Origin of the sequence: Bizionia sp. (assembly GCF_048259285.1) — a bacterium.
Lineage (GTDB): Bacteria > Bacteroidota > Bacteroidia > Flavobacteriales > Flavobacteriaceae > Algorimicrobium > Algorimicrobium hallyeonense.
In genome coordinates this window covers 1-25,160 of the sequence record NZ_JBLXHU010000030.1, presented here as the reverse complement: position 1 = coordinate 25,160, position 25,160 = coordinate 1, and the positions used below count along the sequence as shown (strand labels likewise).

At 34.4% G+C, this 25,160-nt stretch carries 38 protein-coding genes and 1 pseudogene; 36 read left to right on the top strand and 3 right to left on the bottom strand.

The genetic code is table 11. The annotated features are described in order from the left end of the window. The 36 genes and pseudogenes from fusA to ACN0QX_RS12290 form a co-directional block, all read left to right on the top strand. Nucleotides 1–1,022, top strand: a pseudogene (fusA, locus tag ACN0QX_RS12465) (elongation factor G); the annotation flags it as partial. A gap of 11 nt (nucleotides 1,023–1,033) precedes the next feature. Next, nucleotides 1,034–1,339, top strand: coding sequence for a 30S ribosomal protein S10 (gene rpsJ, locus ACN0QX_RS12460; protein WP_010181931.1), 306 nt, complete (start codon nucleotides 1,034–1,036; stop codon nucleotides 1,337–1,339). Between the two features lie 169 nt (nucleotides 1,340–1,508). Next, on the top strand, nucleotides 1,509–2,126 hold the full coding sequence (gene rplC / locus ACN0QX_RS12455; RefSeq protein ID WP_066252500.1) for a 50S ribosomal protein L3: 618 nt from the start codon (nucleotides 1,509–1,511) through the stop codon (nucleotides 2,124–2,126). Beyond that, entirely contained in the window at nucleotides 2,126–2,755 is a 630-nt protein-coding gene (gene rplD / locus ACN0QX_RS12450) for a 50S ribosomal protein L4 (RefSeq protein ID WP_248398042.1), read from the top strand. Before rplC ends, rplD begins: the two co-directional genes overlap by 1 nt. A 7-nt stretch (nucleotides 2,756–2,762) precedes the next feature. Then, nucleotides 2,763–3,053: a 50S ribosomal protein L23 gene (gene rplW / locus ACN0QX_RS12445; RefSeq protein WP_066252504.1), complete on the top strand. Its 291-nt coding sequence runs from the start codon at nucleotides 2,763–2,765 to the stop codon at nucleotides 3,051–3,053. A gap of 16 nt (nucleotides 3,054–3,069) precedes the next feature. Further along, nucleotides 3,070–3,897 carry a 50S ribosomal protein L2 gene (gene rplB, locus ACN0QX_RS12440; protein WP_248398045.1) on the top strand — a complete coding sequence of 276 codons (828 nt, stop codon included), beginning with the start codon at nucleotides 3,070–3,072 and terminating at the stop codon, nucleotides 3,895–3,897. 3 nt (nucleotides 3,898–3,900) lie between these two features. Beyond that, nucleotides 3,901–4,179: a 30S ribosomal protein S19 gene (gene rpsS / locus ACN0QX_RS12435; RefSeq protein ID WP_092209853.1), complete on the top strand. Its 279-nt coding sequence runs from the start codon at nucleotides 3,901–3,903 to the stop codon at nucleotides 4,177–4,179. A gap of 6 nt (nucleotides 4,180–4,185) precedes the next feature. Continuing rightward, the gene (rplV, locus tag ACN0QX_RS12430) at nucleotides 4,186–4,593 is read left to right on the top strand and encodes a 50S ribosomal protein L22 (protein ID WP_417197366.1); all 408 of its coding nucleotides are present in this window, start codon (nucleotides 4,186–4,188) and stop codon (nucleotides 4,591–4,593) included. Between the two features lie 6 nt (nucleotides 4,594–4,599). Next, the gene (rpsC, locus tag ACN0QX_RS12425) at nucleotides 4,600–5,319 is read left to right on the top strand and encodes a 30S ribosomal protein S3 (RefSeq protein WP_066252512.1); all 720 of its coding nucleotides are present in this window, start codon (nucleotides 4,600–4,602) and stop codon (nucleotides 5,317–5,319) included. Between the two features lie 20 nt (nucleotides 5,320–5,339). Next, the gene (rplP, locus tag ACN0QX_RS12420; RefSeq protein WP_066252514.1) at nucleotides 5,340–5,759 is read left to right on the top strand and encodes a 50S ribosomal protein L16; all 420 of its coding nucleotides are present in this window, start codon (nucleotides 5,340–5,342) and stop codon (nucleotides 5,757–5,759) included. A gap of 13 nt (nucleotides 5,760–5,772) precedes the next feature. Next, nucleotides 5,773–5,964, top strand: a complete 192-nt coding sequence (rpmC, locus tag ACN0QX_RS12415; RefSeq protein WP_066252517.1) for a 50S ribosomal protein L29 — start codon at nucleotides 5,773–5,775, stop codon at nucleotides 5,962–5,964. 12 nt (nucleotides 5,965–5,976) lie between these two features. Beyond that, nucleotides 5,977–6,234 (top strand): 30S ribosomal protein S17, encoded by a 258-nt coding sequence (gene rpsQ / locus ACN0QX_RS12410; RefSeq protein ID WP_248398050.1) that lies wholly within the window; start codon nucleotides 5,977–5,979, stop codon nucleotides 6,232–6,234. 2 nt (nucleotides 6,235–6,236) lie between these two features. After that, nucleotides 6,237–6,605 carry a 50S ribosomal protein L14 gene (gene rplN / locus ACN0QX_RS12405; protein ID WP_066252521.1) on the top strand — a complete coding sequence of 123 codons (369 nt, stop codon included), beginning with the start codon at nucleotides 6,237–6,239 and terminating at the stop codon, nucleotides 6,603–6,605. Nucleotides 6,606–6,616: 11 nt separating this feature from the next. Continuing rightward, the gene (rplX, locus tag ACN0QX_RS12400) at nucleotides 6,617–6,928 is read left to right on the top strand and encodes a 50S ribosomal protein L24 (protein WP_066252580.1); all 312 of its coding nucleotides are present in this window, start codon (nucleotides 6,617–6,619) and stop codon (nucleotides 6,926–6,928) included. 2 nt (nucleotides 6,929–6,930) lie between these two features. Continuing rightward, the gene (gene rplE / locus ACN0QX_RS12395) at nucleotides 6,931–7,482 is read left to right on the top strand and encodes a 50S ribosomal protein L5 (protein WP_248398052.1); all 552 of its coding nucleotides are present in this window, start codon (nucleotides 6,931–6,933) and stop codon (nucleotides 7,480–7,482) included. A 3-nt stretch (nucleotides 7,483–7,485) separates the two neighbouring features. Continuing rightward, on the top strand, nucleotides 7,486–7,755 hold the full coding sequence (rpsN, locus tag ACN0QX_RS12390; protein ID WP_248398054.1) for a 30S ribosomal protein S14: 270 nt from the start codon (nucleotides 7,486–7,488) through the stop codon (nucleotides 7,753–7,755). 67 nt (nucleotides 7,756–7,822) lie between these two features. Next, on the top strand, nucleotides 7,823–8,221 hold the full coding sequence (rpsH, locus tag ACN0QX_RS12385; protein WP_066252528.1) for a 30S ribosomal protein S8: 399 nt from the start codon (nucleotides 7,823–7,825) through the stop codon (nucleotides 8,219–8,221). A gap of 19 nt (nucleotides 8,222–8,240) precedes the next feature. After that, the gene (gene rplF, locus ACN0QX_RS12380; protein ID WP_417197362.1) at nucleotides 8,241–8,783 is read left to right on the top strand and encodes a 50S ribosomal protein L6; all 543 of its coding nucleotides are present in this window, start codon (nucleotides 8,241–8,243) and stop codon (nucleotides 8,781–8,783) included. Nucleotides 8,784–8,793: 10 nt separating this feature from the next. After that, nucleotides 8,794–9,150 carry a 50S ribosomal protein L18 gene (gene rplR, locus ACN0QX_RS12375; protein ID WP_248398059.1) on the top strand — a complete coding sequence of 119 codons (357 nt, stop codon included), beginning with the start codon at nucleotides 8,794–8,796 and terminating at the stop codon, nucleotides 9,148–9,150. A 6-nt stretch (nucleotides 9,151–9,156) separates the two neighbouring features. Then, the gene (gene rpsE / locus ACN0QX_RS12370) at nucleotides 9,157–9,681 is read left to right on the top strand and encodes a 30S ribosomal protein S5 (protein WP_248398061.1); all 525 of its coding nucleotides are present in this window, start codon (nucleotides 9,157–9,159) and stop codon (nucleotides 9,679–9,681) included. Between the two features lie 5 nt (nucleotides 9,682–9,686). Then, complete coding sequence (rpmD, locus tag ACN0QX_RS12365) at nucleotides 9,687–9,869, top strand: 50S ribosomal protein L30 (RefSeq protein ID WP_066252537.1); 183 nt, start codon at nucleotides 9,687–9,689, stop codon at nucleotides 9,867–9,869. A gap of 11 nt (nucleotides 9,870–9,880) precedes the next feature. After that, nucleotides 9,881–10,333, top strand: coding sequence for a 50S ribosomal protein L15 (gene rplO / locus ACN0QX_RS12360; RefSeq protein WP_248398063.1), 453 nt, complete (start codon nucleotides 9,881–9,883; stop codon nucleotides 10,331–10,333). 14 nt (nucleotides 10,334–10,347) lie between these two features. Then, nucleotides 10,348–11,694, top strand: a complete 1,347-nt coding sequence (gene secY / locus ACN0QX_RS12355) for a preprotein translocase subunit SecY (RefSeq protein ID WP_248398064.1) — start codon at nucleotides 10,348–10,350, stop codon at nucleotides 11,692–11,694. A 7-nt stretch (nucleotides 11,695–11,701) separates the two neighbouring features. Next, complete coding sequence (gene infA / locus ACN0QX_RS12350) at nucleotides 11,702–11,917, top strand: translation initiation factor IF-1 (protein ID WP_007094967.1); 216 nt, start codon at nucleotides 11,702–11,704, stop codon at nucleotides 11,915–11,917. A gap of 13 nt (nucleotides 11,918–11,930) precedes the next feature. Next, the gene (ykgO, locus tag ACN0QX_RS12345) at nucleotides 11,931–12,047 is read left to right on the top strand and encodes a type B 50S ribosomal protein L36 (protein ID WP_013305171.1); all 117 of its coding nucleotides are present in this window, start codon (nucleotides 11,931–11,933) and stop codon (nucleotides 12,045–12,047) included. 2 nt (nucleotides 12,048–12,049) lie between these two features. Further along, nucleotides 12,050–12,424, top strand: coding sequence for a 30S ribosomal protein S13 (rpsM, locus tag ACN0QX_RS12340; RefSeq protein WP_066252542.1), 375 nt, complete (start codon nucleotides 12,050–12,052; stop codon nucleotides 12,422–12,424). A gap of 106 nt (nucleotides 12,425–12,530) precedes the next feature. Continuing rightward, nucleotides 12,531–12,914 carry a 30S ribosomal protein S11 gene (gene rpsK / locus ACN0QX_RS12335; protein ID WP_066252543.1) on the top strand — a complete coding sequence of 128 codons (384 nt, stop codon included), beginning with the start codon at nucleotides 12,531–12,533 and terminating at the stop codon, nucleotides 12,912–12,914. Between the two features lie 178 nt (nucleotides 12,915–13,092). After that, on the top strand, nucleotides 13,093–13,698 hold the full coding sequence (rpsD, locus tag ACN0QX_RS12330; RefSeq protein ID WP_376862003.1) for a 30S ribosomal protein S4: 606 nt from the start codon (nucleotides 13,093–13,095) through the stop codon (nucleotides 13,696–13,698). Nucleotides 13,699–13,792: 94 nt separating this feature from the next. Beyond that, on the top strand, nucleotides 13,793–14,785 hold the full coding sequence (locus ACN0QX_RS12325) for a DNA-directed RNA polymerase subunit alpha (protein WP_092209896.1): 993 nt from the start codon (nucleotides 13,793–13,795) through the stop codon (nucleotides 14,783–14,785). 58 nt (nucleotides 14,786–14,843) lie between these two features. Next, on the top strand, nucleotides 14,844–15,320 hold the full coding sequence (gene rplQ, locus ACN0QX_RS12320) for a 50S ribosomal protein L17 (protein WP_417197356.1): 477 nt from the start codon (nucleotides 14,844–14,846) through the stop codon (nucleotides 15,318–15,320). Between the two features lie 87 nt (nucleotides 15,321–15,407). Next, the gene (locus ACN0QX_RS12315; RefSeq protein ID WP_417197354.1) at nucleotides 15,408–16,118 is read left to right on the top strand and encodes a hypothetical protein; all 711 of its coding nucleotides are present in this window, start codon (nucleotides 15,408–15,410) and stop codon (nucleotides 16,116–16,118) included. Nucleotides 16,119–16,290: 172 nt separating this feature from the next. Continuing rightward, entirely contained in the window at nucleotides 16,291–17,028 is a 738-nt protein-coding gene (locus ACN0QX_RS12310; RefSeq protein WP_417197352.1) for a hypothetical protein, read from the top strand. 88 nt (nucleotides 17,029–17,116) lie between these two features. Continuing rightward, entirely contained in the window at nucleotides 17,117–18,220 is a 1,104-nt protein-coding gene (gene carA, locus ACN0QX_RS12305; protein ID WP_417197350.1) for a glutamine-hydrolyzing carbamoyl-phosphate synthase small subunit, read from the top strand. A 135-nt stretch (nucleotides 18,221–18,355) separates the two neighbouring features. After that, entirely contained in the window at nucleotides 18,356–19,651 is a 1,296-nt protein-coding gene (eno, locus tag ACN0QX_RS12300) for a phosphopyruvate hydratase (RefSeq protein ID WP_417197348.1), read from the top strand. Between the two features lie 197 nt (nucleotides 19,652–19,848). Beyond that, a complete protein-coding gene (locus ACN0QX_RS12295; protein ID WP_417197346.1) occupies nucleotides 19,849–21,135 on the top strand; it encodes a citrate synthase in 1,287 nt (428 codons plus the stop codon). A 60-nt stretch (nucleotides 21,136–21,195) separates the two neighbouring features. Beyond that, nucleotides 21,196–22,110, top strand: a complete 915-nt coding sequence (locus ACN0QX_RS12290; protein ID WP_248398078.1) for a dimethylarginine dimethylaminohydrolase family protein — start codon at nucleotides 21,196–21,198, stop codon at nucleotides 22,108–22,110. Between the two features lie 7 nt (nucleotides 22,111–22,117). Here ACN0QX_RS12290 and ACN0QX_RS12285 read toward each other — a convergent pair whose 3' ends face one another. From ACN0QX_RS12285 to ACN0QX_RS12275, 3 genes are all read right to left on the bottom strand, one after another. Further along, on the bottom strand, nucleotides 22,118–23,284 hold the full coding sequence (locus tag ACN0QX_RS12285; RefSeq protein WP_417197344.1) for a M28 family peptidase: 1,167 nt from the start codon (nucleotides 23,282–23,284) through the stop codon (nucleotides 22,118–22,120). Between the two features lie 60 nt (nucleotides 23,285–23,344). Then, complete coding sequence (locus ACN0QX_RS12280) at nucleotides 23,345–23,875, bottom strand: YceI family protein (protein WP_417197342.1); 531 nt, start codon at nucleotides 23,873–23,875, stop codon at nucleotides 23,345–23,347. 193 nt (nucleotides 23,876–24,068) lie between these two features. Next, a complete protein-coding gene (locus ACN0QX_RS12275; protein ID WP_417197340.1) occupies nucleotides 24,069–24,758 on the bottom strand; it encodes a DUF6090 family protein in 690 nt (229 codons plus the stop codon). Nucleotides 24,759–25,160: the final 402 nt, after the last annotated feature.

Below are 25,160 nucleotides of genomic sequence, written 5' to 3'. Positions count from 1 at the left end.
AAATGCACGCCAATAAGCAAAATGCTATCGATTTTATTGAAGCAGGTGATATTGGAGCGGCAGTAGGATTTAAAGATATTAAGACTGGTGATACCATGTCTGATGAGAAACATCCAATTGTTTTAGAATCTATGGACTTCCCAGATCCAGTAATTGGTATTGCTGTGGAGCCAAAAACGAAAGCAGATGTTGATAAAATGGGTATGGCTTTAGCTAAATTAGCTGAAGAGGATCCAACCTTTACAGCTAGAACAGACGAGAATTCAGGGCAAACTATTATATCAGGAATGGGTGAACTTCACTTAGATATTATTGTAGATCGTTTACGTCGTGAGTTTAAAGTAGAGGTGAATCAAGGTGAGCCTCAAGTAGAATATAAAGAAGCTATTACAGCTGCAGCAGACCATAGAGAAGTTTACAAAAAACAATCTGGTGGTCGTGGTAAATTTGCTGATATCGTATTTACGGTGGAACCAGCAGATGAAGGTGTCGTAGGTCTTCAGTTTGAATCTATTATTAAAGGTGGTAACGTTCCTAAAGAATTTATCCCTTCTATTGAAAAAGGATTCAAAATGGCTATGGTAAATGGTCCTTTAGCTGGATATGAAATCGATTCTATGAAAGTGACATTGAAGGATGGATCTTACCATGATGTGGATTCGGATCAATTATCATTCGAATTAGCAGCTAAATTAGGATTTAAAAATTGTGCAAAAGCAGCTAAAGCTGTTATAATGGAGCCAATCATGAAATTGGAGGTGATTACACCAGAAGAAAACATGGGTGATATTGTAGGAGATTTAAACCGTCGTCGTGGACAAATGAGTGATATGGGTGATAGAGCAGGTGCAAAAACTATTAAAGCCACTGTTCCTTTATCTGAAATGTTTGGATATGTTACCACATTAAGAACATTGTCATCAGGACGTGCAACATCAACAATGGAATTTTCACACTATGCTGAAACACCTTCTAATATTTCAGAAGAGGTTATAAAAGCTGCTAAAGGTATTGAATCGTAAATCTTAAGAAAATGAGTCAAAAAATTAGAATAAAATTAAAGTCTTACGATCACAATTTAGTAGACAAGTCTGCTGAAAAGATTGTAAAAACAGTAAAAAGTACAGGTGCAGTTGTAACGGGACCAATTCCATTACCAACACACAAGAAAATTTTCACTGTATTGCGTTCTCCACACGTTAACAAGAAGTCAAGAGAACAATTTCAATTAAGCTCTTACAAGCGTTTACTTGATATTTACTCGTCTTCTTCAAAAACAATTGATGCTCTAATGAAGCTAGAGTTACCAAGTGGTGTAGAAGTAGAGATCAAAGTTTAGTTATAAGCTTACATGTCCTTAACGATTGGTTAGGGAAAAACGGAAAAATACAATTCAAGGCTGAAACGTATTTTTCAGCCTTGAATATTTTACGGGTGAGTCGCGAATCATCCATAAACAAACAAGCAGGACAAATCGCGAGTTGTCCATAATATAATAAAGAAAAATTATGTCTGGGTTAATTGGAAAAAAAATCGGTATGACCAGCATCTTCGATGAAAATGGAAAAAACATTCCATGTACAGTAATCGAAGCTGGACCATGTATCGTTACCCAAGTCAGAACTGAAGAAGTTGACGGTTATAGTGCTGTACAACTTGGTTTCGATGACGCGACAGAAAAAAGCGCTACTAAAGCGGACCTAGGTCACGCTAAAAAAGCAGGAACTTCTGTAAAACGCAAGATCGTTGAATTTAAAGGTTTTGATAAGGAGTACAAATTAGGTGATGCAATAACAGTTGAGCATTTTGCTGAAGGAGAGTTCGTAGATATTTCTGGGACATCTAAAGGTAAAGGATTTCAAGGTGTTGTTAAACGTCATGGTTTTGCTGGTGTGGGTCAAGCTACTCACGGTCAACACAACCGTTTAAGAGCTCCTGGTTCTATTGGTGCGGCTTCATATCCTGCAAGAGTATTTAAAGGAATGAAGATGGCAGGAAGAATGGGAACTGATCAAGTAAAAGTTGAAAATTTAAGAGTTTTAAAAGTAGTTGCTGAAAAGAACCTACTAGTTGTTAAAGGATGTGTTCCTGGACATAAAAACGCTTATGTAATTATTAGAAAATAATGAAAGTAGCAGTTTTAGATTTAAACGGAAAAGACACAGGAAGACAAGTTGACTTGTCTAAAGATGTGTTTGCTATTGAGCCTAATAATCATGCGGTTTATTTGGATGTTAAACAATATTTAGCAAACCAAAGACAAGGGACTCATAAAGCAAAAGAACGTGCAGAAATTTCTGGTAGTACACGTAAAATAAAGAAACAAAAAGGAACAGGTACAGCCCGTGCTGGTAGTATAAAATCTGGTCTTTTTAAAGGTGGTGGACGTATGTTCGGACCTAGACCTAGAAACTATAGCTTTAAGTTAAACAAAAATGTGAAACGATTAGCTCGTAAATCTGCTTTATCAATTAAAGCAAACGAGAAATCAATTGTAGTTTTAGAGGACTTTAATTTTGAGTCTCCAAAAACAAAAAACTTCACAGCAGTTTTAAAAGCTTTAGACCTAGTCAATAAAAAATCTCTCTTTGTGTTGGGTGCTTCAAATAATAATGTATATTTGTCGTCACGCAATTTAAAAGGTTCTGAAGTTATAACTAGCTCGGAAATAAGTACTTACAAGATTTTAAATGCAAATCAAGTAGTGCTTTTAGAGAGTTCTTTAGAAGGAATTGTAACGAATTTAAGTAAATAAGAAACAGATGAACATCTTAATTAAACCTATAATCACAGAAAAAGCGACTGCTAATAGCGAGTTAAGAAACTGCTATACTTTCGCGGTGAATACCAAGGCGAACAAGGTAGAAATCAAAAAAGCGGTGGAAGCTGCTTATGGCGTTTCTGTTGAAAAAGTTCGTACTATTAATGTCCGTCCAGATAGAAGTACTAAGTTTACAAAAACTGGTATTCAACATGGTAAAACAAATGCTGTTAAAAAGGCAATTGTACAACTGGCGGAAGGTGAAATGATTGATTTATACAGTAACATGTAATTAAAGACAACAAAAAATGTCAGTAAGAAAATTAAAACCAATCACACCAGGACAGCGATTTAGAGTAGTAAATGGTTACGACGCCATTACTACTGATAAGCCGGAGAAAAGTTTATTAGCTCCGAAAAAAAGGTCTGGTGGTAGAAACAGTCGCGGAAAAATGACTATGCGCTACATAGGTGGTGGTCATAAGAAAAGGTATCGTATTATCGATTTTAAACGTAACAAAACTGGAATCCCAGCTGAAGTTAAGTCTATCGAGTATGATCCAAACAGAACAGCGTTTATTGCGTTGTTAAACTATCAAGATGGAGAGAAAGCGTATATCATTGCTCAAAATGGTTTACAAGTAGGTCAGACTATCGTTTCCGGAGACAGCAATGTAGCTCCAGAAGTTGGTAATGCTATGCCACTATCTCAAATTCCATTAGGAACTATTATTTCTTGTGTAGAATTACGTCCAGGTCAAGGAGCTGTTATGGCTAGAAGTGCTGGAACATTTGCACAGTTAATGGCTAGAGGTGATAAATTTGCATCTATAAAATTACCATCAGGTGAAACACGTTTAGTGTTAATTACATGTATGGCTACAATAGGTGTTGTATCTAATTCAGATCATCAATTGTTAGTATCAGGTAAAGCTGGTAGATCAAGATGGTTAGGAAGAAGACCTCGTACAAGACCAGTGGTGATGAACCCAGTCGATCACCCAATGGGTGGTGGTGAAGGTAAATCTTCAGGTGGTCATCCACGTTCTAGAAATGGTATACCTGCTAAAGGTTATAGAACCCGTTCTAAAACAAAAGCGAGTAATAAATATATTGTAGAACGTAGAAAGAAATAAGACATGTCAAGATCATTAAAAAAAGGACCTTACGTTCATTATAAATTAGAGAAGAAAGTGGCTTCCAATGTGGAGGGTAACAAAAAAACGGTAATCAAAACGTGGTCTAGAGCCTCAATGATTACACCAGATTTTGTTGGTCAAACAATTGCAGTACATAACGGACGTCAGTTTGTTCCTGTTTATGTAACTGAAAACATGGTAGGGCACAAATTAGGAGAATTTTCACCAACACGATCTTTTAGAGGTCATGCAGGTGCTAAAAATAAAGGTAAAAAGTAGTAAGCTATGGGAAGTCGTAAAAAACAAATGGCAGACGCTATTAAGGAAAGTAAAAAGCACATCGCTTTTGCAAAGCTTAATAACTGTCCTACATCACCGAGAAAAATGCGTTTAGTAGCCGATTTAGTAAGAGGTGAACGCGTAGAAAAAGCGCTTAATATTTTAAAATTTAGCTCAAAAGAAGCATCAGGTCGTTTAGAGACTTTGTTATTGTCTGCCATTGCAAACTGGCAAGCGAAGAACGAAGATGCAAGTATTGAAGATGCTGAATTATTTGTTAAGGAGATCCGTGTAGATGGTGGCTCAATGTTAAAGAGATTGCGTCCAGCACCACAAGGTCGTGCACACAGAATTAGAAAACGTTCAAACCACGTAACAATCGTAGTTGGAGCTAACAATAACACACAAGCTTAAATAGATATGGGACAAAAAACAAATCCAATCGGAAATCGTTTAGGAATTATCAGAGGATGGGAATCTAACTGGTACGGAGGAAACGATTATGGTGATAAACTTGCCGAAGACGATAAGATCAGAAAGTACGTTCATGCACGTCTATCTAAAGCTAGTGTTTCACGAGTAATTATTGAGCGTACGCTTAAACTTGTAACCGTTACTATCACAACGGCTCGTCCTGGTATCATTATTGGTAAAGGCGGTCAAGAGGTAGACAAGTTAAAAGAAGAGCTTAAAAAGATTACTGGTAAAGAAGTTCAAATAAATATATTTGAAATTAAAAGACCGGAACTTGATGCGTTTTTAGTTGCATCTAGTGTGGCTCGTCAAATTGAAAATCGTATCTCATACAGACGTGCGATTAAGATGGCCATTGCTGCAACTATGAGAATGAATGCTGAAGGAATCAAAATTCAAATTAGTGGACGTTTAAACGGAGCTGAAATGGCACGTAGCGAACACTACAAAGAAGGACGTATTCCTTTATCAACCTTTAGAGCCGATATTGACTATGCTTTAGTTGAAGCACACACTACTTATGGTAGATTAGGTGTTAAAGTATGGATCATGAAAGGTGAAGTATATGGTAAAAGAGAACTTTCTCCGCTTGTTGGATTATCTAAAAAGCAAGGAAAAGGTGGACGTGGTGGAAACAGAGATTCAAAACCTCGTCGTAGAAAGTAATCGTTTAAAGAAAAGAAAGAATGTTACAGCCTAAAAGAACAAAATTTCGTAAGCAACAAAAAGGACGTATGAAAGGTAATGCCGGAAGAGGGCATTTACTATCTAGCGGAACCTTTGGTATAAAATCAATGGACACAAGCTTTGTTACAGCACGTCAAATTGAAGCAGCACGTATTGCCGCTACACGTTTCATGAAGAGAGAAGGATCTATCTGGATTAAAATTTTTCCAGACAAGCCTATTACAAAGAAACCTCTTGAAGTACGTATGGGTAAAGGTAAAGGTGCCGTGGAATATTGGGTAGCAGTAGTTAAGCCAGGTCGCGTACTTTTTGAAGTAGGTGGTGTACCACTAGACGTTGCAAAGGAAGCATTACGATTGGCAGCACAGAAATTGCCAGTTAAAACTAAATTTATAATCGCTAGAGATTACGAAGCATAATTTATTTGATACTATGAAACAATCAGAAATTAAAGAATTATCTGTAGCCGAGTTACAAGAGAAACTTGGTGAGACAACAAAGAGTTATTCAGAAATGAAAATGGCTCATGCAATTTCGCCTCTAGAAAATCCAATTCAGTTGCGTTCTGCAAGAAGAACCGTAGCAAGAATTGCGACAGAATTAACCAAAAGAGAATTACAATAATTCTGCAGAAAGATGGAAACAAGAAATTTAAGAAAAGAACGTGTAGGAATTGTTACTAGTAATAAGATGCAGAAATCTATTGTGGTAGCTGAAGTTAAGAAAGTAAAACATCCTATGTATGGAAAATTCGTGTTGAAAACAAAGAAATATGTTGCACACGATGAAACGAACGATTGTAACGTTGGAGATACTGTAAAGATCATGGAAACACGACCTATGAGTAAATCTAAATGTTGGAGATTAGTTGAAATAATTGAAAGAGCGAAGTAATTATGTTACAGACTGAATCAAGATTAAAAGTAGCTGATAACACCGGAGCGAAAGAGGTTTTAACCATTCGTGTACTAGGTGGTACTAAAAGAAGATACGCTTCTGTAGGAGACAAAATAGTTGTTTCCGTTAAAGATGCAACACCTAATGGAAGCATTAAAAAAGGTGCTGTTTCTACTGCAGTTGTCGTACGTACTAAGAAAGAAGTAAGAAGACCAGACGGATCTTATATTAGATTTGATGATAACGCATGTGTTTTATTAAACCCAACGGGTGAAATGAGAGGAACACGTGTATTTGGTCCTGTTGCTAGAGAACTTCGTGATAAACAATTCATGAAAATTGTATCATTAGCACCTGAAGTGCTTTAATGAAAAATAAAATGACAAAGCTTAAAATTAAATCAGGAGATACCGTAAAAGTTAATGCTGGAGACCATAAAGGATCTGAAGGTAAAGTGCTAAAGGTATTAATAGATAAGAACAAGGCGATTGTTGAGGGTGTGAACATGGTGAAAAAACATATGAAACCAAGTGCACAAAGTCCTCAAGGAGGAATCGTTGAAAAAGAAGCAGCTATTCATATTTCTAACTTGTCTTTATTAACCGCTAAAGGTGAAGAGACACGTGTAGGATATAGAATGGAAGGCGACAAAAAAGTGAGATTTTCTAAAAAATCAAATGAAGTAATATAGTTATGGGATATACACCGAGACTTAAAGAAGAGTACAACAGCAGAATAATTGCTGCTCTTAAGGATGAATTTGGTTATAACAATGTTATGCAAGTGCCTAAACTACAAAAGATAGTATTATCTAAAGGTGTAGGTGCAGCAGTTGCAGACAAAAAGTTAATTGACCACGCAGTGGAAGAATTAACGACTATAACAGGACAACGTGCAATAGCAACCATCTCTAAAAAGGATGTTGCATCATTTAAATTACGTAAAGGAATGCCAATTGGTGCTAAAGTAACTTTACGTGGTGAGAAAATGTACGAATTTTTAGATCGTTTAGTAACTTCAGCTTTACCACGAGTAAGAGATTTTAATGGTGTTAAAGCAACCGGTTTTGACGGTAGAGGAAACTACAATTTAGGAATTACAGAACAAATTATCTTTCCAGAAATTGACATTGATAAAGTGAATAAAATTTCAGGTATGGATATTACTTTTGTAACCAATGCGGATACTGATAAAGAAGCAAAATCACTATTAACCGAATTAGGATTACCTTTTCAAAAAAATTAAGATATGGCTAAAGAATCAATGAAAGCCCGTGAGGTAAAGAGAGCAAAAACAGTAGCTAAATATGCTGAAAAGCGCAAAGCTTTAAAAGAAGCTGGCGATTATGAAGCACTACAAAGGTTACCAAAAAATGCCTCGCCTGTGCGTCAACATAACCGTTGTAAGCTTACAGGAAGACCTAAAGGTTATATGAGAACATTTGGTATTTCTCGTGTAATGTTTAGAGAAATGGCTAACCAAGGTTTAATACCTGGTGTTAGAAAAGCAAGTTGGTAAAAAATATTAATTGGTTTCAGGTTTAATCCTAAAAAAGATTGAAAACCGTTACCGCAAATTTATAATTATGACTACAGATCCAATCGCGGATTATTTAACACGAATTAGAAATGCTGTGAGTGCAAACCACAGAGTAGTAGAAATACCTGCTTCTAATTTAAAGAAAGAAATCACTAAAATATTATTCGATCAAGGATATATTTTAAGTTACAAGTTTGAAGATTCAGCTGTACAAGGAACTATTAAAATAGCCCTTAAATACAACAAGGAAACTAAAGAACCTGTAATTAAGAAGATTCAAAGAATAAGTAAACCAGGTTTACGTAAGTACGCAAGTTCAAAAGAGCTTCCTAGAATTCTTAATGGTCTTGGTATTGCCATTGTTTCTACATCACATGGTGTAATGACAGGCAAACAAGCACAAAGAGATAATGTAGGAGGTGAAGTACTTTGTTACGTTTACTAATTAAAAAAGACTATAGAACATGTCAAGAATAGGTAATAACCCAGTAGTAATTCCAGCAGGAGTTACAGTTGAAATCAACAATAACGTGGTTACAGTTAAAGGAAAATTAGGTGAATTATCACAAGAATTTTCTGATGTAACAATTAAAGTTGAAGAAGGAAATGTTATAGTTGAGCGTTCTTCTGATAAGAAAAACGAAAAAGCAAAACATGGTCTTTATAGATCACTTATCAATAATATGGTTGAAGGTGTATCTATTGGATGGACAAAAAATTTAGAGTTAGTAGGTGTTGGATATAGAGCAAGTAATCAAGGTCAGAAACTTGATTTAGCTTTAGGTTTTTCTCATAACATAGTATTAGACATTGCTCCAGAAGTAAGTGTTGAAACTATTTCAGATAAAGGTAAAAATCCAATCATTAAATTAACTTCTCATGATAAACAACTTGTTGGTCAAGTAGCTGCTAAAATTCGCGGCTTTAGACCACCTGAGCCTTATAAAGGAAAAGGTGTGAAGTTTGTTGGCGAAGAATTAAGAAGAAAAGCAGGTAAATCAGCTTAATAAGTAAGTTATGGCATTAACAAAGAACGAAAGACGATTAAGAATAAAAAGCAGAGTTCGTAAGGTAGTTTCTGGTACAGAAGCTAGACCAAGATTATCTGTTTTCAGAAGCAATAAAGAAATTTATGCACAAGTTGTAGATGACGTGACTGGTAAAACTATCAGTGCAGCATCTTCAAGAGATAAGGACATTAGTTCTGCAAAAGGTACAAAAGCAGAGGTTGCTACATTAGTAGGAAAATCTGTTGCTGAAAAAGCCCTTAAAGCGGGTGTAGATACTATTTCTTTTGATAGAGGTGGATATTTATATCATGGAAGAGTAAAATCATTAGCAGAAGGTGCTAGAGAAGCAGGACTTAAATTTTAAGAAATTATGTATCAAAAATACAAAAGCGCAGAGCTAGTAAAACCAAGTGGATTAGATCTTAAAGATCGTTTAGTTGGAGTACAGAGAGTTACAAAAGTAACTAAAGGTGGTAGAGCATTCGGATTTTCAGCAATTGTTGTTGTTGGAAATGAAGCAGGTGTCGTTGGTCAAGGATTAGGTAAATCTAAAGATGTGGCTAGTGCAATTGCAAAAGCAATTGAAGATGCTAAGAAAAATTTAGTGCGTATTCCTATTGTAAAAGGAACGTTACCACACGAACAAAAAGGTAAATATGGTGGAGCAAGAGTAAACATTATTCCTGCGGCTCCTGGTACAGGAGTTATTGCTGGTGGAGCTGTGAGAACAGTTTTGGAAGCAGTAGGAGTTCATGATGTATTATCAAAATCTCAAGGTTCATCTAACCCACATAACGTTGTAAAAGCAACTTTTGATGCATTATTGCAATTAAGAGACGCTAAAACAATTGCTCGTGATAGAGGTATTTCTCTTGAAAAAGTATTTAAAGGATAAGAACGATGGCAAAGATAAAAGTAACAAAAGTTAAAAGCGCAATCAATCGTACATTAAGACAAAAAAGAACTTTAGAAGCTCTTGGTCTTAAAAAAATTGGTCAAGTTGTAGAGCACGAAGCCTCACCAAATATCCTTGGTATGGTAGCTAAAGTTTCACATTTAGTTTCTGTTGAAGAAACAAAATAAAATACTGAAAAATGGATTTAAGTAATTTAAAACCTGCAGAAGGTTCAGTTAAAAGTCAAGGTAAAAGAATAGGTAGAGGACAAGGTTCTGGAAAAGGTGGTACGGCAACTCGTGGTCACAAAGGAGCAAAATCTCGTTCTGGTTATTCTAAAAAAATAGGTTTTGAAGGTGGTCAAATGCCACTTCAAAGACGTGTTCCTAAGTTTGGCTTTACGAATATCAATCGCATAGAGCATCAAGGTGTAAACCTAGATACGCTTCAACAATTGGTTGACGATAAGAAAATTAAAGATACAGTAGATTTTGAAACTCTAATGACTCTTGGTCTAATTAACAAGAATGATCTTGTTAAGATTATGGGACGTGGAGAATTAAAAGCAAAATTAAAAGTATCTGCACATAAGTTTACCGCTTCAGCAAAAGCTGCTATAGAAGCTGCAGGAGGTGAAGTAGTAACTTTATAATCTAATTTAAGCGCATGAAATTTATTGAGACATTAAAAAATGTTTGGAAAATAGAAGAATTAAGAAACAGAATTATTGTTACATTAGGTCTTTTATTAGTTTATCGTTTTGGTGCACAGGTTGTATTACCTGGTATTGATGCGGCGCAATTAGAAGGTTTACAAGGTAGTACTGAAGACGGTTTATTAGGTTTATTAAATGCTTTTACAGGAGGTGCGTTTGCAAATGCTTCTGTTTTTGCATTGGGTATTATGCCTTATATCTCGGCTTCTATTGTAGTTCAGTTAATGGGAATTGCTATTCCGTATTTGCAAAAATTACAAAAAGAAGGTGCTAGTGGACAAAAGAAAATTAATCAAATAACACGATGGTTAACCATTGCTATTTGTTTAGTTCAAGCTCCAGGATATTTAGCAAGTTTACCAGCTTTAGGAATTCCACCATCGGCATTCTTATTAGGTCAAGGCGGTTTGTTTTATTTCTCATCTGTTATCATTTTAGTAACTGGTTGTATCTTCGCGATGTGGTTAGGTGAAAAAATTACGGATAAAGGAATTGGTAATGGTATTTCATTATTAATTATGGTGGGTATTATTGCTACATTACCTAAAAACTTTTTGCTAAACGCATCTTCAAGATTAGAATCAAACAGTGTTATGCTAATTCTTTTTGAATTGGTAATCTGGTTGCTAATTATTTTGGCTTCAATCATGCTGGTCATGGGAGTTAGAAAAATTGCGGTGCAATACGCAAGAAGAACGGCCTCTGGTGGTTATGAGAAAAACGTATTTGGATCTAGACAGTATATTCCTTTAAAGCTTAATGCTTCAGGAGTTATGCCAATTATATTTGCACAAGCTATTATGTTCGTACCAAGTTTAATTGGTGGATCATCCTTCTTGAAAGATACGGCAACTGGACAATGGATGGCAACTAACTTTGCAGACATATTTGGTTTCTGGTATAATTTAGTATTTGCATTATTAATTATAGTATTTACATATTTTTATACGGCAATTACAGTACCTACCAATAAAATGGCAGATGACTTAAAGCGTAGTGGTGGTTTTATTCCAGGCATCCGTCCAGGAACAGAAACATCTGAATATTTAGATAAAGTTATGTCGCAAATAACCTTACCTGGCTCTATCTTTTTAGCACTTATTGCTGTGTTCCCGGCGATTATCGTTAAACTTATGAGTGTACAATCTGGATGGGCATTGTTTTTCGGTGGAACCTCACTTTTAATTATGGTGGGTGTGGCTATTGATACAATGCAACAAGTAAATTCATACTTGTTAAACAGACATTATGATGGCTTGATGAAAACAGGTAAAAATAGAAAAGCAGTAGCTCAATAATTATACCATGGCAAAACAGGCAGCAATTGAACAAGACGGAACAATTATAGAAGCATTATCAAATGCTATGTTTCGTGTTGAATTAGAAAACGGTCACATTGTGACAGCACATATTTCTGGTAAAATGCGTATGCATTACATTAAGTTGTTACCAGGGGATAAAGTGAAATTAGAAATGAGTCCTTACGATTTAACGAAGGCTCGAATAACTTATAGATACTAATAAAAAGGAACAGATGAAAGTAAGAGCATCAGTTAAAAAGAGAAGTGCAGACTGTAAAATCGTCCGCAGAAAGGGTAGACTTTACGTGATTAACAAAAAGAATCCTAGATTCAAACAAAGACAAGGATAATTATGGCAAGAATTGCAGGTGTAGACATACCAAAAAACAAAAGAGGTGTTATCTCGCTTACGTATATCTATGGAATAGGTAGAAGTAGAGCAAAAGAAATTTTAGCACAAGCTAAAGTTGAAGAAAGTACTAAAGTTCAAGATTGGACGGACGACGAAATTGGAAACATTCGTGAATCTGTTGGATCGTTCACTATTGAAGGTGAATTACGTTCTGAAACACAATTAAACATTAAGCGATTAATGGATATTGGATGTTACAGAGGTATTCGTCATAGATCTGGACTTCCATTACGTGGTCAACGTACTAAGAACAACTCTAGAACTAGAAAAGGTAGAAGAAAAACTGTTGCTAACAAAAAAATGGCAACTAAATAATAAATAGACATTAGTCATTAGAGTTTAGCCGTTAGATGAATCTGTTTGAAATAGCAATGTTTAGGATTCTAACAACTAAAAACTAACAACTAGAAACTATAATCATATGGCAAAGTCAAGTACAAAAAAACGTAAAGTAATAGTAGACGCTGTTGGTGAAGCACACATAACGGCTTCATTTAACAATATCATTGTTTCCCTTACCAACAAAAAAGGCGATGTAATTTCATGGTCATCAGCAGGTAAAATGGGATTCCGTGGATCTAAAAAAAACACACCTTATGCAGCGCAATTAGCTGCTGAAGATGCTGCAGCTGTAGCAACAGAAGCGGGCTTAAAGAAAGTAAAAGTGTATGTTAAAGGTCCAGGTAATGGTAGAGAATCTGCTATCCGATCTATCCACAATGCAGGTATTGAAGTAACAGAAATTATTGATGTTACACCATTACCACATAATGGATGTCGTCCTCCAAAAAGAAGACGTGTATAATTTATATATAACTTAAATTTGACATCAACTATATTTTTATAGTTGATGTCAATATTTATATGTAAATTTGCAAACTGAAAAAAATAAATTATAAACAAGTATCAACGAGAGATTAACGGTTATCGAAGGATAAGATTAAGACCTTAATTCATAATCACTCTCATAACAAATTTTTAAAATGGCAAGATATACTGGTCCTAAAACTAAAATAGCACGTAAATTTGGCGAAGCTATTTATGGAGAAGATAAATCTTTTGAAAAAAGAAACTACCCTCCAGGTCAACATGGTGCAAACAAGCGTCGTGGTAAGAAATCTGAATATGCAATCCAATTAATGGAGAAGCAAAAAGCTAAATATACCTACGGTATTTTAGAAAAACAATTCAGAAATATGTTTAAAAAAGCAACAGCTGCTCCTGGAATTACCGGTGAGGTGTTGTTACAATTATGTGAGTCACGTTTAGATAACGTTGTTTTTAGAATGGGAATTTCTCCTTCTAGAAGTGGTGCTAGACAATTAGTATCGCACAGACATATTACTGTAAATGGTAATTTAGTAAACATTCCATCTTACCAACTTAAAGCTGGAGATGTTGTTGCCGTTAGAGAAAAATCAAAATCACTTGAAGCTATTACTAACTCTTTAGCGAATTCAAGTAACGTTTACGAATGGATTACTTGGAATAACTCTACATCAGAAGGTACCTATGTATCTGTTCCTGCTAGACTTCAAATTCCTGAAAATATCAACGAGCAATTCATCGTAGAACTTTATTCTAAATAATAACCTAATATATTGCTATTTAGCCAAAGGATTTATTAGTCTTCTTCATACTTTTAAATCGCGCAACTAAATAACAATTAAAACGAAGACAAATATGGCAGTATTTAATTTCCAGAAACCCGATAAAGTAATCATGATTGACTCTACTGATTTCGAAGGTAAATTCGAGTTCAGACCTTTAGAGCCAGGATATGGTTTAACAGTAGGAAACGCTTTAAGAAGAGTATTATTATCTTCTTTAGAAGGATTTGCAATTACATCCGTTAGAATTGAAGGTGTAGACCATGAATTCTCAACAATTGCTGGTGTGGTTGAAGATGTTACAGAAATCATTTTAAACTTAAAGCAAGTACGTTTTAAGAGACAAATTGAAGATGTAGATAACGAATCTGTTTCTATTTCTATTTCTGGTCAAGATCAAATTAAAGCTGGAGATTTTCAAAAATTTATTTCAGGATTCCAAGTATTAAATTCAGAATTAGTAATCTGTAATTTAGATCCTAAAGTAAATATCAATATGGAAATCACCATAGAAAAAGGTAGAGGTTATGTTCCTGCTGAAGAAAATAAAAAAGCTTCTGCGCCAATAGGTACTATTTTTACTGACTCTATTTACACACCAATCAAAAATGTTAAATATAGCATTGAAAATTTCCGTGTAGAGCAAAAAACAGATTACGAAAAATTAGTTTTCGAAATCATTACTGATGGTTCAATTAGCCCACAAGATGCGTTAACTGAAGCTGCTAAAACACTTATTCACCACTTCATGTTATTCTCCGATGAGCGTATTACATTAGAAGCTGATGAAATTGCACAGACTGAAACATATGATGAAGAATCACTTCATATGAGACAATTATTGAAAACCAAATTGGTTGATATGGACTTGTCAGTACGTGCATTAAACTGTTTAAAAGCTGCTGAAGTTGATACTTTAGGCGACTTGGTATCATTCAACAAAAACGATTTAATGAAGTTCCGTAACTTCGGTAAAAAATCTTTAACAGAGCTAGAAGAGCTTGTAAACGTTAAAGGACTTAATTTCGGAATGGACTTATCAAAATACAAATTAGATAAAGATTAATTAATCATATTTTGCTCCTCGATGTCGAGTTTAGTAGCAAGATGATAAAACAAATGTCATGAGACACGGAAAAAAAGTAAACCACTTAAGCAGAAAAACTGCACACAGAAAGTCAATGTTAGCTAATATGGCTTGTTCATTAATTGAACATAAGCGTATTAACACAACAGTTGCTAAAGCAAAAGCCTTAAAGCAATTTGTTGAGCCAATGATTACAAAATCTAAAGAAGATACGACTCACAACAGACGTATTGTTATGGCTAGATTGAGACAAAAAGAAGCAGTTGCTGAATTATTCAGAGATGTAGCACCAAAAATTGCTGATCGTCCAGGTGGTTATACACGTATTATCAAATTAGGTAATCGTTTAGGAGATAACGCTGATATGGCTATGATAGAGTTAGTTGATTATAACGAAATCTACAATGCTGATAAAGCAACTAAGAAAACAACACGTAGAAGTAGAAGAGGTGGTTCTAAACCAGCAGCTGCACCTGCTACAGAAACAAAAGCTTCAAACGAAGAAGAGGAATAAACGTTAATTTATGTTAACGCAGTGCGCTAATAGGATAAATTGTAAAAATTTATCCTATTTTTGTTTCTATTAATAAAAAAAATATTTATGAAAAACTGTTTTTTACTAGCTGTTATAGCACTTTCAACATTAATGTCATTCGCGCAAGGATCGAATGGTGGGTTATCAAATTTACAAGGAACTCAAAGTAATACTCTAGGTCAATCCATGGAAGCCTTAAATTCAAGAGGTTCATGGCTTCCGAATGTAAATAGATATTCTGTAGATGGTACACCTTTGGCGTTTGAAGAAGGCAATAATAAATTAATTTTAGTAGCTAAAGATGGTACGAAATTTAATATTCCAAACGGTAATTATAATGCTCAAAGTGATCAGTTTGTTTCTGTATTAAATAAGGATTCTATTTATGTAATGAATACGTTAACTATTGATTTTGCGCTTTTAAATAACAAAAAAATGAAACGCTTTAGTGGCGAAAAAGAAAGAGCTCGTTATTATGAAGTATTAGCTTCTCACGACAGTATTTATATTCTAAAAAAGAGGGTTGCAAAAATTAAGCCAGGTGGAGTAAACAAAATGACTCAAGCCCGTACATCAAATGACAGATATTACTTGGTTGAAGATTTATATATCAAGAATGGCGAGGAATTAGAAGAACTTAAACTGAAGAAAAAACTTATCTCTGAATTGTTCTCTGATAAAGAGTCGCAGATGAAAAAGTATATAAAAGAAAGCAACTTAAATATAAAAGATGAGTCAGATTTCGTTAAAATATTTAATTACTATACAACGCTTTAATAAACGTTTATAGAACAAAAAGGGATAACCAACTATGGATTATCCCTTATTTTTTGCCCTATTTTAAAATTGATTTAAGCTATTGTAAGGTATAATATGTTAGTTGTCTGATGGTTTGTAAATTATGATTTATTTTATTATCTTAATTAACTAATTATAACATCCTTTTAAAATGAAAAACCGTTTCATATTATTATTGTTATCCGTTACTAGTTTAGGCTTCTCTCAAATTTCAGAAGAAAGTTATGCAATTGGGGCAAGTCCGCAGTTAATGCCAAAGCAGCTATCTCCACCACAAGAGTTTTTGGGAACTAACACATATATAAATGATGCCTTAAGTCAAATGAGCAACAATCCAAACTCGCCGGATTACGTAGAAGGATCTCCCCTTGGTTTTGAAGGGGAAGGGAATACGCTTCTTATTCATACGGTTGATGATAAATATTATAAGTTCGATAACGGTAACTATAATAGTATGAGTGATAAATTAGTCGTAAAACTTGCGGAGGGAAGATTTTATGAGTTTAATGATAAGGATATCGTTTTTGCTTTAATAAATAATACTAAAGCTATAAAACTTAAAGATGAAAATGATAAGATGAAATATTTTTTTGTTCTAGACCAAAATTCTGAATATGCAATTTTAAAAAGGATTAATGGAAAAATTATAAAAGGAAGCTTTAGCAAAATGACTAAAGAACGGATAAGTTATGATAAGTACTTTGTGTATAATGATTTTTATTTATTTCAGAACGATAAATTAAATGAGATTAAGCTTAATAATAAAACATTTAAAATGCTGTTTAAAGACAATGGAAATCAAATGAAAAAGTATGTCGAGGAGCATGAGTTGTCAATAAAAGACGAACAGGATTTCTTACAAATGTTGCGCTATAATAAAACACTTTAAATTTTTTTAAATTTTTGAAACTTAAAAAAGGTTAAACATTTTAGTTTATCCTTTTTTTTATGCAATTTTGCAAAACCTTTTTTTAGAAATGAAATATAATAAAAGAGAAAAAGCTATAGTTCTATTAGCAGACGGAACAATCTTTCACGGAAAATCTATCGGTAAAAAAGGAACTGCTTTTGGCGAAGTGTGTTTCAATACAGGAACAACCGGTTATCAAGAAATTTTTACAGATCCATCTTATTTTGGACAGTTAATGGTTGCCACCAATGCGCATATTGGTAACTATGGAACCCATGCAGACGAAATGGAATCTGAATCCGTTAAAATATCGGGACTTATTTGTAAAAATTTTAGCTACAATTATTCAAGACCTTCCGCAGAAGGAAGTTTAGAACAATTTTTTGAAAAACATAATGTATTAGCTATTTCAGATGTGGACACACGTGCACTTGTTAGCTATATAAGAGATAATGGTGCTATGAATGCTCTTATTTCTACAGATGTTGAAAATATTGAGGCTTTAAAAAAACAATTGGCAGATGTTCCAAATATGGATGGCCTTGAGTTAGCGTCTAAAGTATCTACCAAAGAACCCTATTTCTATGGTGATGAAAATGCATCGTATAGAATAGCCGCTTTAGACATTGGGATAAAAAAGAATATCTTAAGAAATCTAGCCAAACGAGATGCTTATATAAAAGTATTTCCTTTCAATGCTAAATTTGAAGATTTAGAAGCCTTTCAACCACATGGCTATTTCCTATCCAATGGTCCTGGTGATCCTGAACCACTTGTGGATGCACAAACTTTAGCTAAAGAAATTATAAAGCGTAATTTACCATTATTTGGTATTTGTTTAGGGCATCAAGTTATTGCATTGGCTAATGGAATTTCAACCTATAAAATGCATAATGGTCATCGTGGAATAAATCATCCAGTTAAAAATTTAATTACCACAAAAGGTGAAATCACATCGCAAAATCATGGTTTTGCAATTAATAGAGAAGAAACAGAACAGCATCCAGACATTGAAATTACCCATGTACATTTAAATGATAATACGGTTGCCGGTATTAAAATGAAAACTAAAAATTGTTTTTCAGTGCAGTATCATCCAGAAGCAAGTCCTGGACCGCATGATGCCTCCTATCTATTCGACCAATTTATTGAAAACATCAAAAACGCATAATCCTAAAACCTCAAGGAACTATCTAATTCTTTGAGGTTTATTTATTATAAATATAATAGTATAAATTGGCAGTTTCCGTGTATCAAAGTAAACCATAAATGTAAACTGCTAAATAGTAAACTTAAAATTAATCTTATGAGCATAATTATAGACATTCACGCCAGACAAATTTTAGATTCACGTGGTAATCCAACTATAGAAGTAGATGTTACTACAGAAAACGGTTTTTTAGGGCGCGCAGCTGTCCCTTCCGGTGCTTCCACTGGCGAACATGAAGCTGTTGAATTACGCGATGGTGGAACCGCTTACATGGGAAAAGGTGTGACTAAAGCTATTAAAAATGTCAATACCATTATTGCGCAAGAATTACTAGGTACATCTGTATTTGAACAAAATACGATAGACCAAGTCATGATGGAATTAGATGGTACACCCAATAAATCAAAATTGGGAGCCAATGCTATTTTGGGTGTTTCTCTGGCTGCCGCAAAAGCCGCTGCCAATGAGTTGGGTTTACCATTATACCGTTATGTAGGTGGTGTATCAGCCAATACACTTCCCGTACCAATGATGAATATCATTAATGGCGGTTCTCATAGTGATGCTCCTATTGCATTCCAAGAATTTATGGTAATGCCCGTTAAAGCAAAAAATTTCAGTCATGCCATGCAAATGGGAACCGAAATTTTCCATCACCTTAAAAAGGTGTTACATGATCGTGGATTAAGTACAGCCGTTGGTGATGAAGGTGGTTTTGCTCCTAATCTGGAAGGCGGAACCGAGGATGCTTTGGATACCATTAAAAAAGCAGTAGATAACGCAGGTTATAAACTAGGCGATGATGTAATGATTGCTTTGGATTGTGCTGCTGCCGAATTTTATGTGAACGGAAATTACGATTACACAAAATTTGAAGGCACCAAAGGTCAAGTGAGAACCAGCAAAGAACAAGCTGATTATATCGCAGAATTATGTCGTAAATATCCGATTATCTCTGTAGAAGATGCTATGGATGAAAACGATTGGGACGGTTGGAAATATTTAACCGAATTAATTGGTGATAACGTACAATTAGTGGGCGATGATTTGTTTGTAACTAATGTGGAGCGTTTATCTAAAGGAATTGATTCCCAAATCGCAAATTCCATTCTAATTAAAGTCAACCAAATTGGGACGCTAACAGAAACCATTGCAGCCGTAAATATGGCACATAATGCTGGCTATACATCTGTTATGTCTCACCGTTCAGGTGAAACAGAAGATTATACCATTGCGGATTTAGCAGTAGCTTTAAATTGTGGACAAATTAAAACAGGTTCGGCATCTCGTAGTGATCGTATGGCAAAATACAACCAATTATTACGTATAGAAGAAGAATTGGGCGATACGGCTTACTTTCCAAAAGACAAAGCCTTTAAAGTTAAAAGGTAGAGGTCAATAAACTTTATAAAACATAATATTTTAAATAGCGATTGTTAAAAGCCTAATAATCGCTATTTTTTTGCATCAGTTTTGCCAATATCTTTATTGATAAAACCTTGTTAATTGACTTTAAAAATAGGGAGATATTTCGTATTTTCGTAATCCCGAAAGAATTCAAATAAACATTATAATAATTAAATAGATATATGGCAAACACAGCTACTTTAGAAATTAATGGCGAGAAGCACGAATTTCCTTTAATTAAAGGAACAGAAAATGAAGTTGGAATCGATATTAAAAATTTAAGAAGTGCAACCAATGGCGTTGTAACTTTAGATCCAGGCTATAAAAACACAGGTTCTTGCGAAAGCGCAATTACGTTTTTAGATGGTGAAAAAGGAATTTTAAGGTACCGTGGTTATTCTATTGAAGAGCTAGCTGAAAAAGCTGATTTTTTAGAGGTTGCTTACTTATTAATTTTTGGTGAATTACCAACGCAAACCCAGTTAGATAAATTCCATACGGATATCAAAGCACAATCTGTTGTAGATGAAGATGTCCGCAAAATAGTAGATGCATTTCCAAAATCAGCACATCCAATGGGTGTTATTGCATCGTTAACTAGTGCGTTAACGGCTTTCAACCCATCTTCTGTAAATGTGAATTCCGAAGAGGATATGTACAAGGCTATTGTAAAAATATTGGGTAAATTCCCGGTATTAGTAGCGTGGACGTTTAGAAAGAAAAATGGCCTACCATTAGACTATGGCGACAAAAATTTAGGCTATGTTGAAAACATCTTAAAAATGATGTTTAAGCAACCTAATGAAGAATATAAATTTAATCCTGTTGTAATTAATGCGTTGGATAAGTTGTTGATTCTTCATGCCGATCATGAGCAAAACTGTTCCACTTCAACCGTAAGAATTGCAGGTTCATCTCATGTTGGATTATTTGCATCTCTTTCTACGGGTATTTCGGCACTTTGGGGACCTCTTCATGGTGGTGCTAATCAAGCAGTATTGGAAATGCTTGAAGCTATTAATGCCGATGGTGGAGACACAGCAAAATACATGGCGAAAGCTAAAGATAAAGAAGATCCATTCAGATTAATGGGTTTCGGACATCGTGTTTATAAGAATTTCGATCCACGAGCTAAAATCATTAAAAAAGCAGCAGACGAAATTTTAAGCGATTTAGGGGTTGAAGATCCTATTCTAAATATTGCAAAAGCATTGGAGCAAGAAGCGCTACAAGATCCGTATTTTGTAGATCGTAAGTTATATCCAAATGTCGATTTCTACTCGGGAATTATTTATAGAGCTATGGGTATTCCAACCGATATGTTTACAGTAATGTTTGCTTTAGGTCGTTTACCAGGATGGATTTCGCAATGGAAAGAAATGCGTTTGAATAATGAGCCAATTGGTCGTCCACGTCAGATTTATGTAGGCGAAACCTTAAGACCATTTAAGACTATTGATAAAAGATAATATTTTATATACCATACAAAAGCTTCATTTTTATTAATGAAGCTTTTTTATATTTATGCTATGCTAAAATTAAACGTTAAAAACGAAACATCTAGATTACGTGCCGTTGTATTAGGTACAGCCATTAGTAATGGTCCAACACCAACTGAAGATGAAGCTTATGATCCAAAATCATTGGAGCACATAAAAGCAGGAACCTACCCTATAGAAGCGGATATGGTTAAAGAAATGCAAGCCGTGGCTGATGTTTTTGAGAAGTATAATGTTAAAGTTTACAGACCAGAACTAATAGAAGACTGCAATCAGATTTTTACACGCGATATAGCCTTTGTTATTGATGATGTATTTGTAAAAGCTAATATACTACCTAATCGTGAAGAGGAGTTGGAAGCTGTTCAATATATTATTGATCAGATAGACCCGAAAAAAGTAGTTCGCCCGCCTGAAGATGTTCATATTGAAGGTGGTGATGTAATGCTTTGGAATGATTATATTTTTGTTGGAACCTATAAGGGGAGTGATTATAAAAACTATATCACGGCCAGAACCAATATGGCAGGTGTTCAATATATAAAGGATTTATTTCCGAATAAAATTGTTAAGGAATTCGATTTGGTGAAATCTAAAATAGAACCTCGTGATAACGCACTTCATTTGGATTGCTGCTTTCAACCGGTTGGAAAAAATAAAGGCATTATTTATAAAAGTGGTTTCCGTGAGGAAAGCGATTATATGTATTTGGTAGATTTATTTGGAAAAGAAAACCTATTTCATATTACGCGAGATGAAATGTATAATATGAATAGTAATGTATTTTCTATTTCAGAAGATGTCGTGATCTCCGAAAAGAATTTTACTCGCTTAAACACATGGTTACGCAGCAATGGTATAACCGTTGAAGAAGTTCCTTATGCCGAAATAGCAAAGCAGGAAGGCTTGTTGCGCTGCAGTACGATGCCTTTAATTCGTGATTAATGTATGCTTAGTTAAGAATAATTTTTTTGGTTGTTTTTTGAGAACCATTTTCAATAACGGCTAAATATAAACCACGAGCTAAATGTGATAAATCTACAACCTTATTACTGGTATGGAATTGGGTAGCAAAAACGCTTTTTCCAATCATATTATAGATTGTTAGAGTCGTATTTTTGCCTAAAGCATTTGTTAGTTGAATATTTAAATTTCCAGATGTTGGGTTTGGGAATACGCTAATATCACCATTTATAATATGTGTTTCCATACTTAATGGATTGGTAGAAACTGCAAATTCTAAAGCCGCGCCAAGAGCACCTTTTGTAACTTGAAACAGATAATTGGGATCCATATTTGCTAGTAAATCATTGGCTGTATGTGAGTACGGTGTTTCATTTTTTTCATATAAACCCGTTATTATTTCGCCGTTGTTTTCAAAAGGCACATAATCGGAACCATAGGCATAAGAAATTTCCGTATTTAAAGTCGAGTAGAGTTCTATGCAGGTAGCCAAAGTTTGCGTTACAGCAGAGGAAGCCGCATTGTTTCCTGACGGATTACTTCGGTCTTCTTCGCAAACAATTGTCGAATTACTAGCGCCATTTGTACCGCCAACTTGGTCAATATTAAGCACTAATTTAATATCTAAATTTTCAGGGTTAACTGTATTGTTAACATAATAATTACTGCCTAATAGACCTAGTTCTTCGCCACTGAAGTGAATAAATTTTATAGAATATTCGGTATCTACATTGGCAAAAAGTCGCGCCATTTCTAATAGTAAAACAGTTCCAGAGCCATTATCATTCGTTCCAGGACCATTAATAGTATCGTAATGTGCATCAATTATAACATAAGTATTGGGATATAGACTTCCTGTTTTAGTAACAATTACATTATAAGTTGTATTTCCTGAAACTGAAAATGCTTGCTCCTCAATAGCGGTATAACCTAAATTTTGATAACGATCTACGAGCCAATTTTTAGTGTTGTTTAATGGGGTAGAGCCTAATTCTTTAATACCAAAACCTTCAAAGGTTGTTAAATCTGCTAAAATGTTTGCGGCCGAAACGTTGTTTACAACACTGCCATAAAACGAATTATAGCTTTGTGCTGATGTGTTTTTTGGGTAAACGAAAAGTAATAATAAGGTAAATGTTAGGTAAGATAATTTCATAATTGGGGTTTAAAATGCTAAAATAGTTCAAATTTTAACAAAGAAGTAAAAATGAAGCATTTACTTTACTTGGCATGTTATCTGAACACTTGCCGTGGTTCCCACCCGGAAGGTTCCAAAATCTTCACCAATATTATAATCAAAACGGTTAATTTCAAGAGCACCTTGAAAGGTGTTGTTTATAAAGGTAAAAGGAATTGTTACTTGTTTGGTAACACCATGAATGGTTAGTGCGCCTGTAGTGGCGTAGCCAGAATCTGTTTTTATAACGGAAGTAGACTTATAACAGATAGTTGGATAGGTGTCTACTTCAAAAAAATCGGCAGAACGCAAATGAGTATCACGTTTATTATTGTCTGTATCAATGGATTTAGCATCCACACAAATGTCAAAATTGGCATTGTTTAAATTGGATTTATCAAAGTTAAAATCACCTTTCATACCAGTAAACGTGCCTTTTACATTAAAAATTCCACCACCAGTAATTTTAAAATTCACTTCAGATTTGTTCGTGATAATGGTTTGGGCCTGTGCTTGCATGCTAGCTACACAAACCAATAGGATGAGCACAGCGGTTTTAATAGTTTTCATAGTGAAATAATTTTATATGGAATAAGGGGTTGTTACAACCCGTTCATTTCTTTAAAAATAAGAAAAAGGAATTACAATTAATGCTATTTGTAGGAATGTATAGCAGTACCCACATTATTTAAGTGGAGATTGTAATGAATAGGGGATGTGGTGACCTGATTTTTATTTGTTTTATGCTTGTGTTGCGCTTTCGTTATTTTTGTATTTTGGGTTTAATTTTTTTTAGTAATGTTTCATTTTCAAGAAGCATTTTTTTAGAGTTTAATTCCATTTGATAGTGATTGTCACGATTGGTTTTTAATACGCGAAACAATTCGTCATTATCGAAAATGGAATCCAAAGCATAAGGAACAAGAATTTCACCTAATACCCAATAATCAGCTTTTTTCTGTATGATGGGTAATAATGCATCATACCATTCTTGAAACAAGTCGTTACCATCAGTTTCTAAATCAGGAACACTTCTACCATAATATTTGGCAATGCCGTACCGGATATCTTTATCCTGTATTAATCCAATTCCACTGGATATTAAAACCTCATAAGGTGTTGTAACAAATTTGGGCCGTTGGCCAACTAATGCTTTACCTAGATAGACTTGTAGGCTATCGGTTGAAAAATGGCCTCTATGTTTAAATTCTAAATTCAAGGAATCTATAAATCTTATTACTTCGCGTTCTTGGGTATTAATTTCAATGAGCTGTTGTTGGTCAGATTTAAGACCTTGAAATATTTCGGACAAGGCTACTTTTTCCTTTATCCGGTTATCTTTTTGTGTGTTCCAATTGTTTATGGCTAACGCAATTAAAATACCAATAACCACAAGAATAATTTCGCCAATGGCATAAATTAGGTATTTGCTGAATTTATTTTCCTTCAGCATAGTATGACGTATTCTTTTAAAAAATTTTATCATTTGGTTTTTGGTTGGTCATAATGAGAGCCCAAGGTTTTGTGTATGAAAAATATGTACTTGCATCAGCAAATATCCGAAACAAAAATGGGAAGAAAGCCAACGCGCACTTTCCTTTTTGTTACCTACTAAAATAAGCATTTTTTATTTAGAGTGTTAGCAGTAGATGCTTCTCATGGTTGAGCTTGATTTATTTTAAAATTTAAAGGAGGATACTTTCTTCTTAGAAATAAATTAGAAGTTTTTATTTGTTTTATACGTGTGTTGGCATTAGTTTTTATTCTTTTTCTCCAAACCAATTTAGGTTATTTTCATAATCGGCTTGTTTGTTTTTATATGTTCTAAAAATCCGCTCAATTGAAGTTTGTTTAA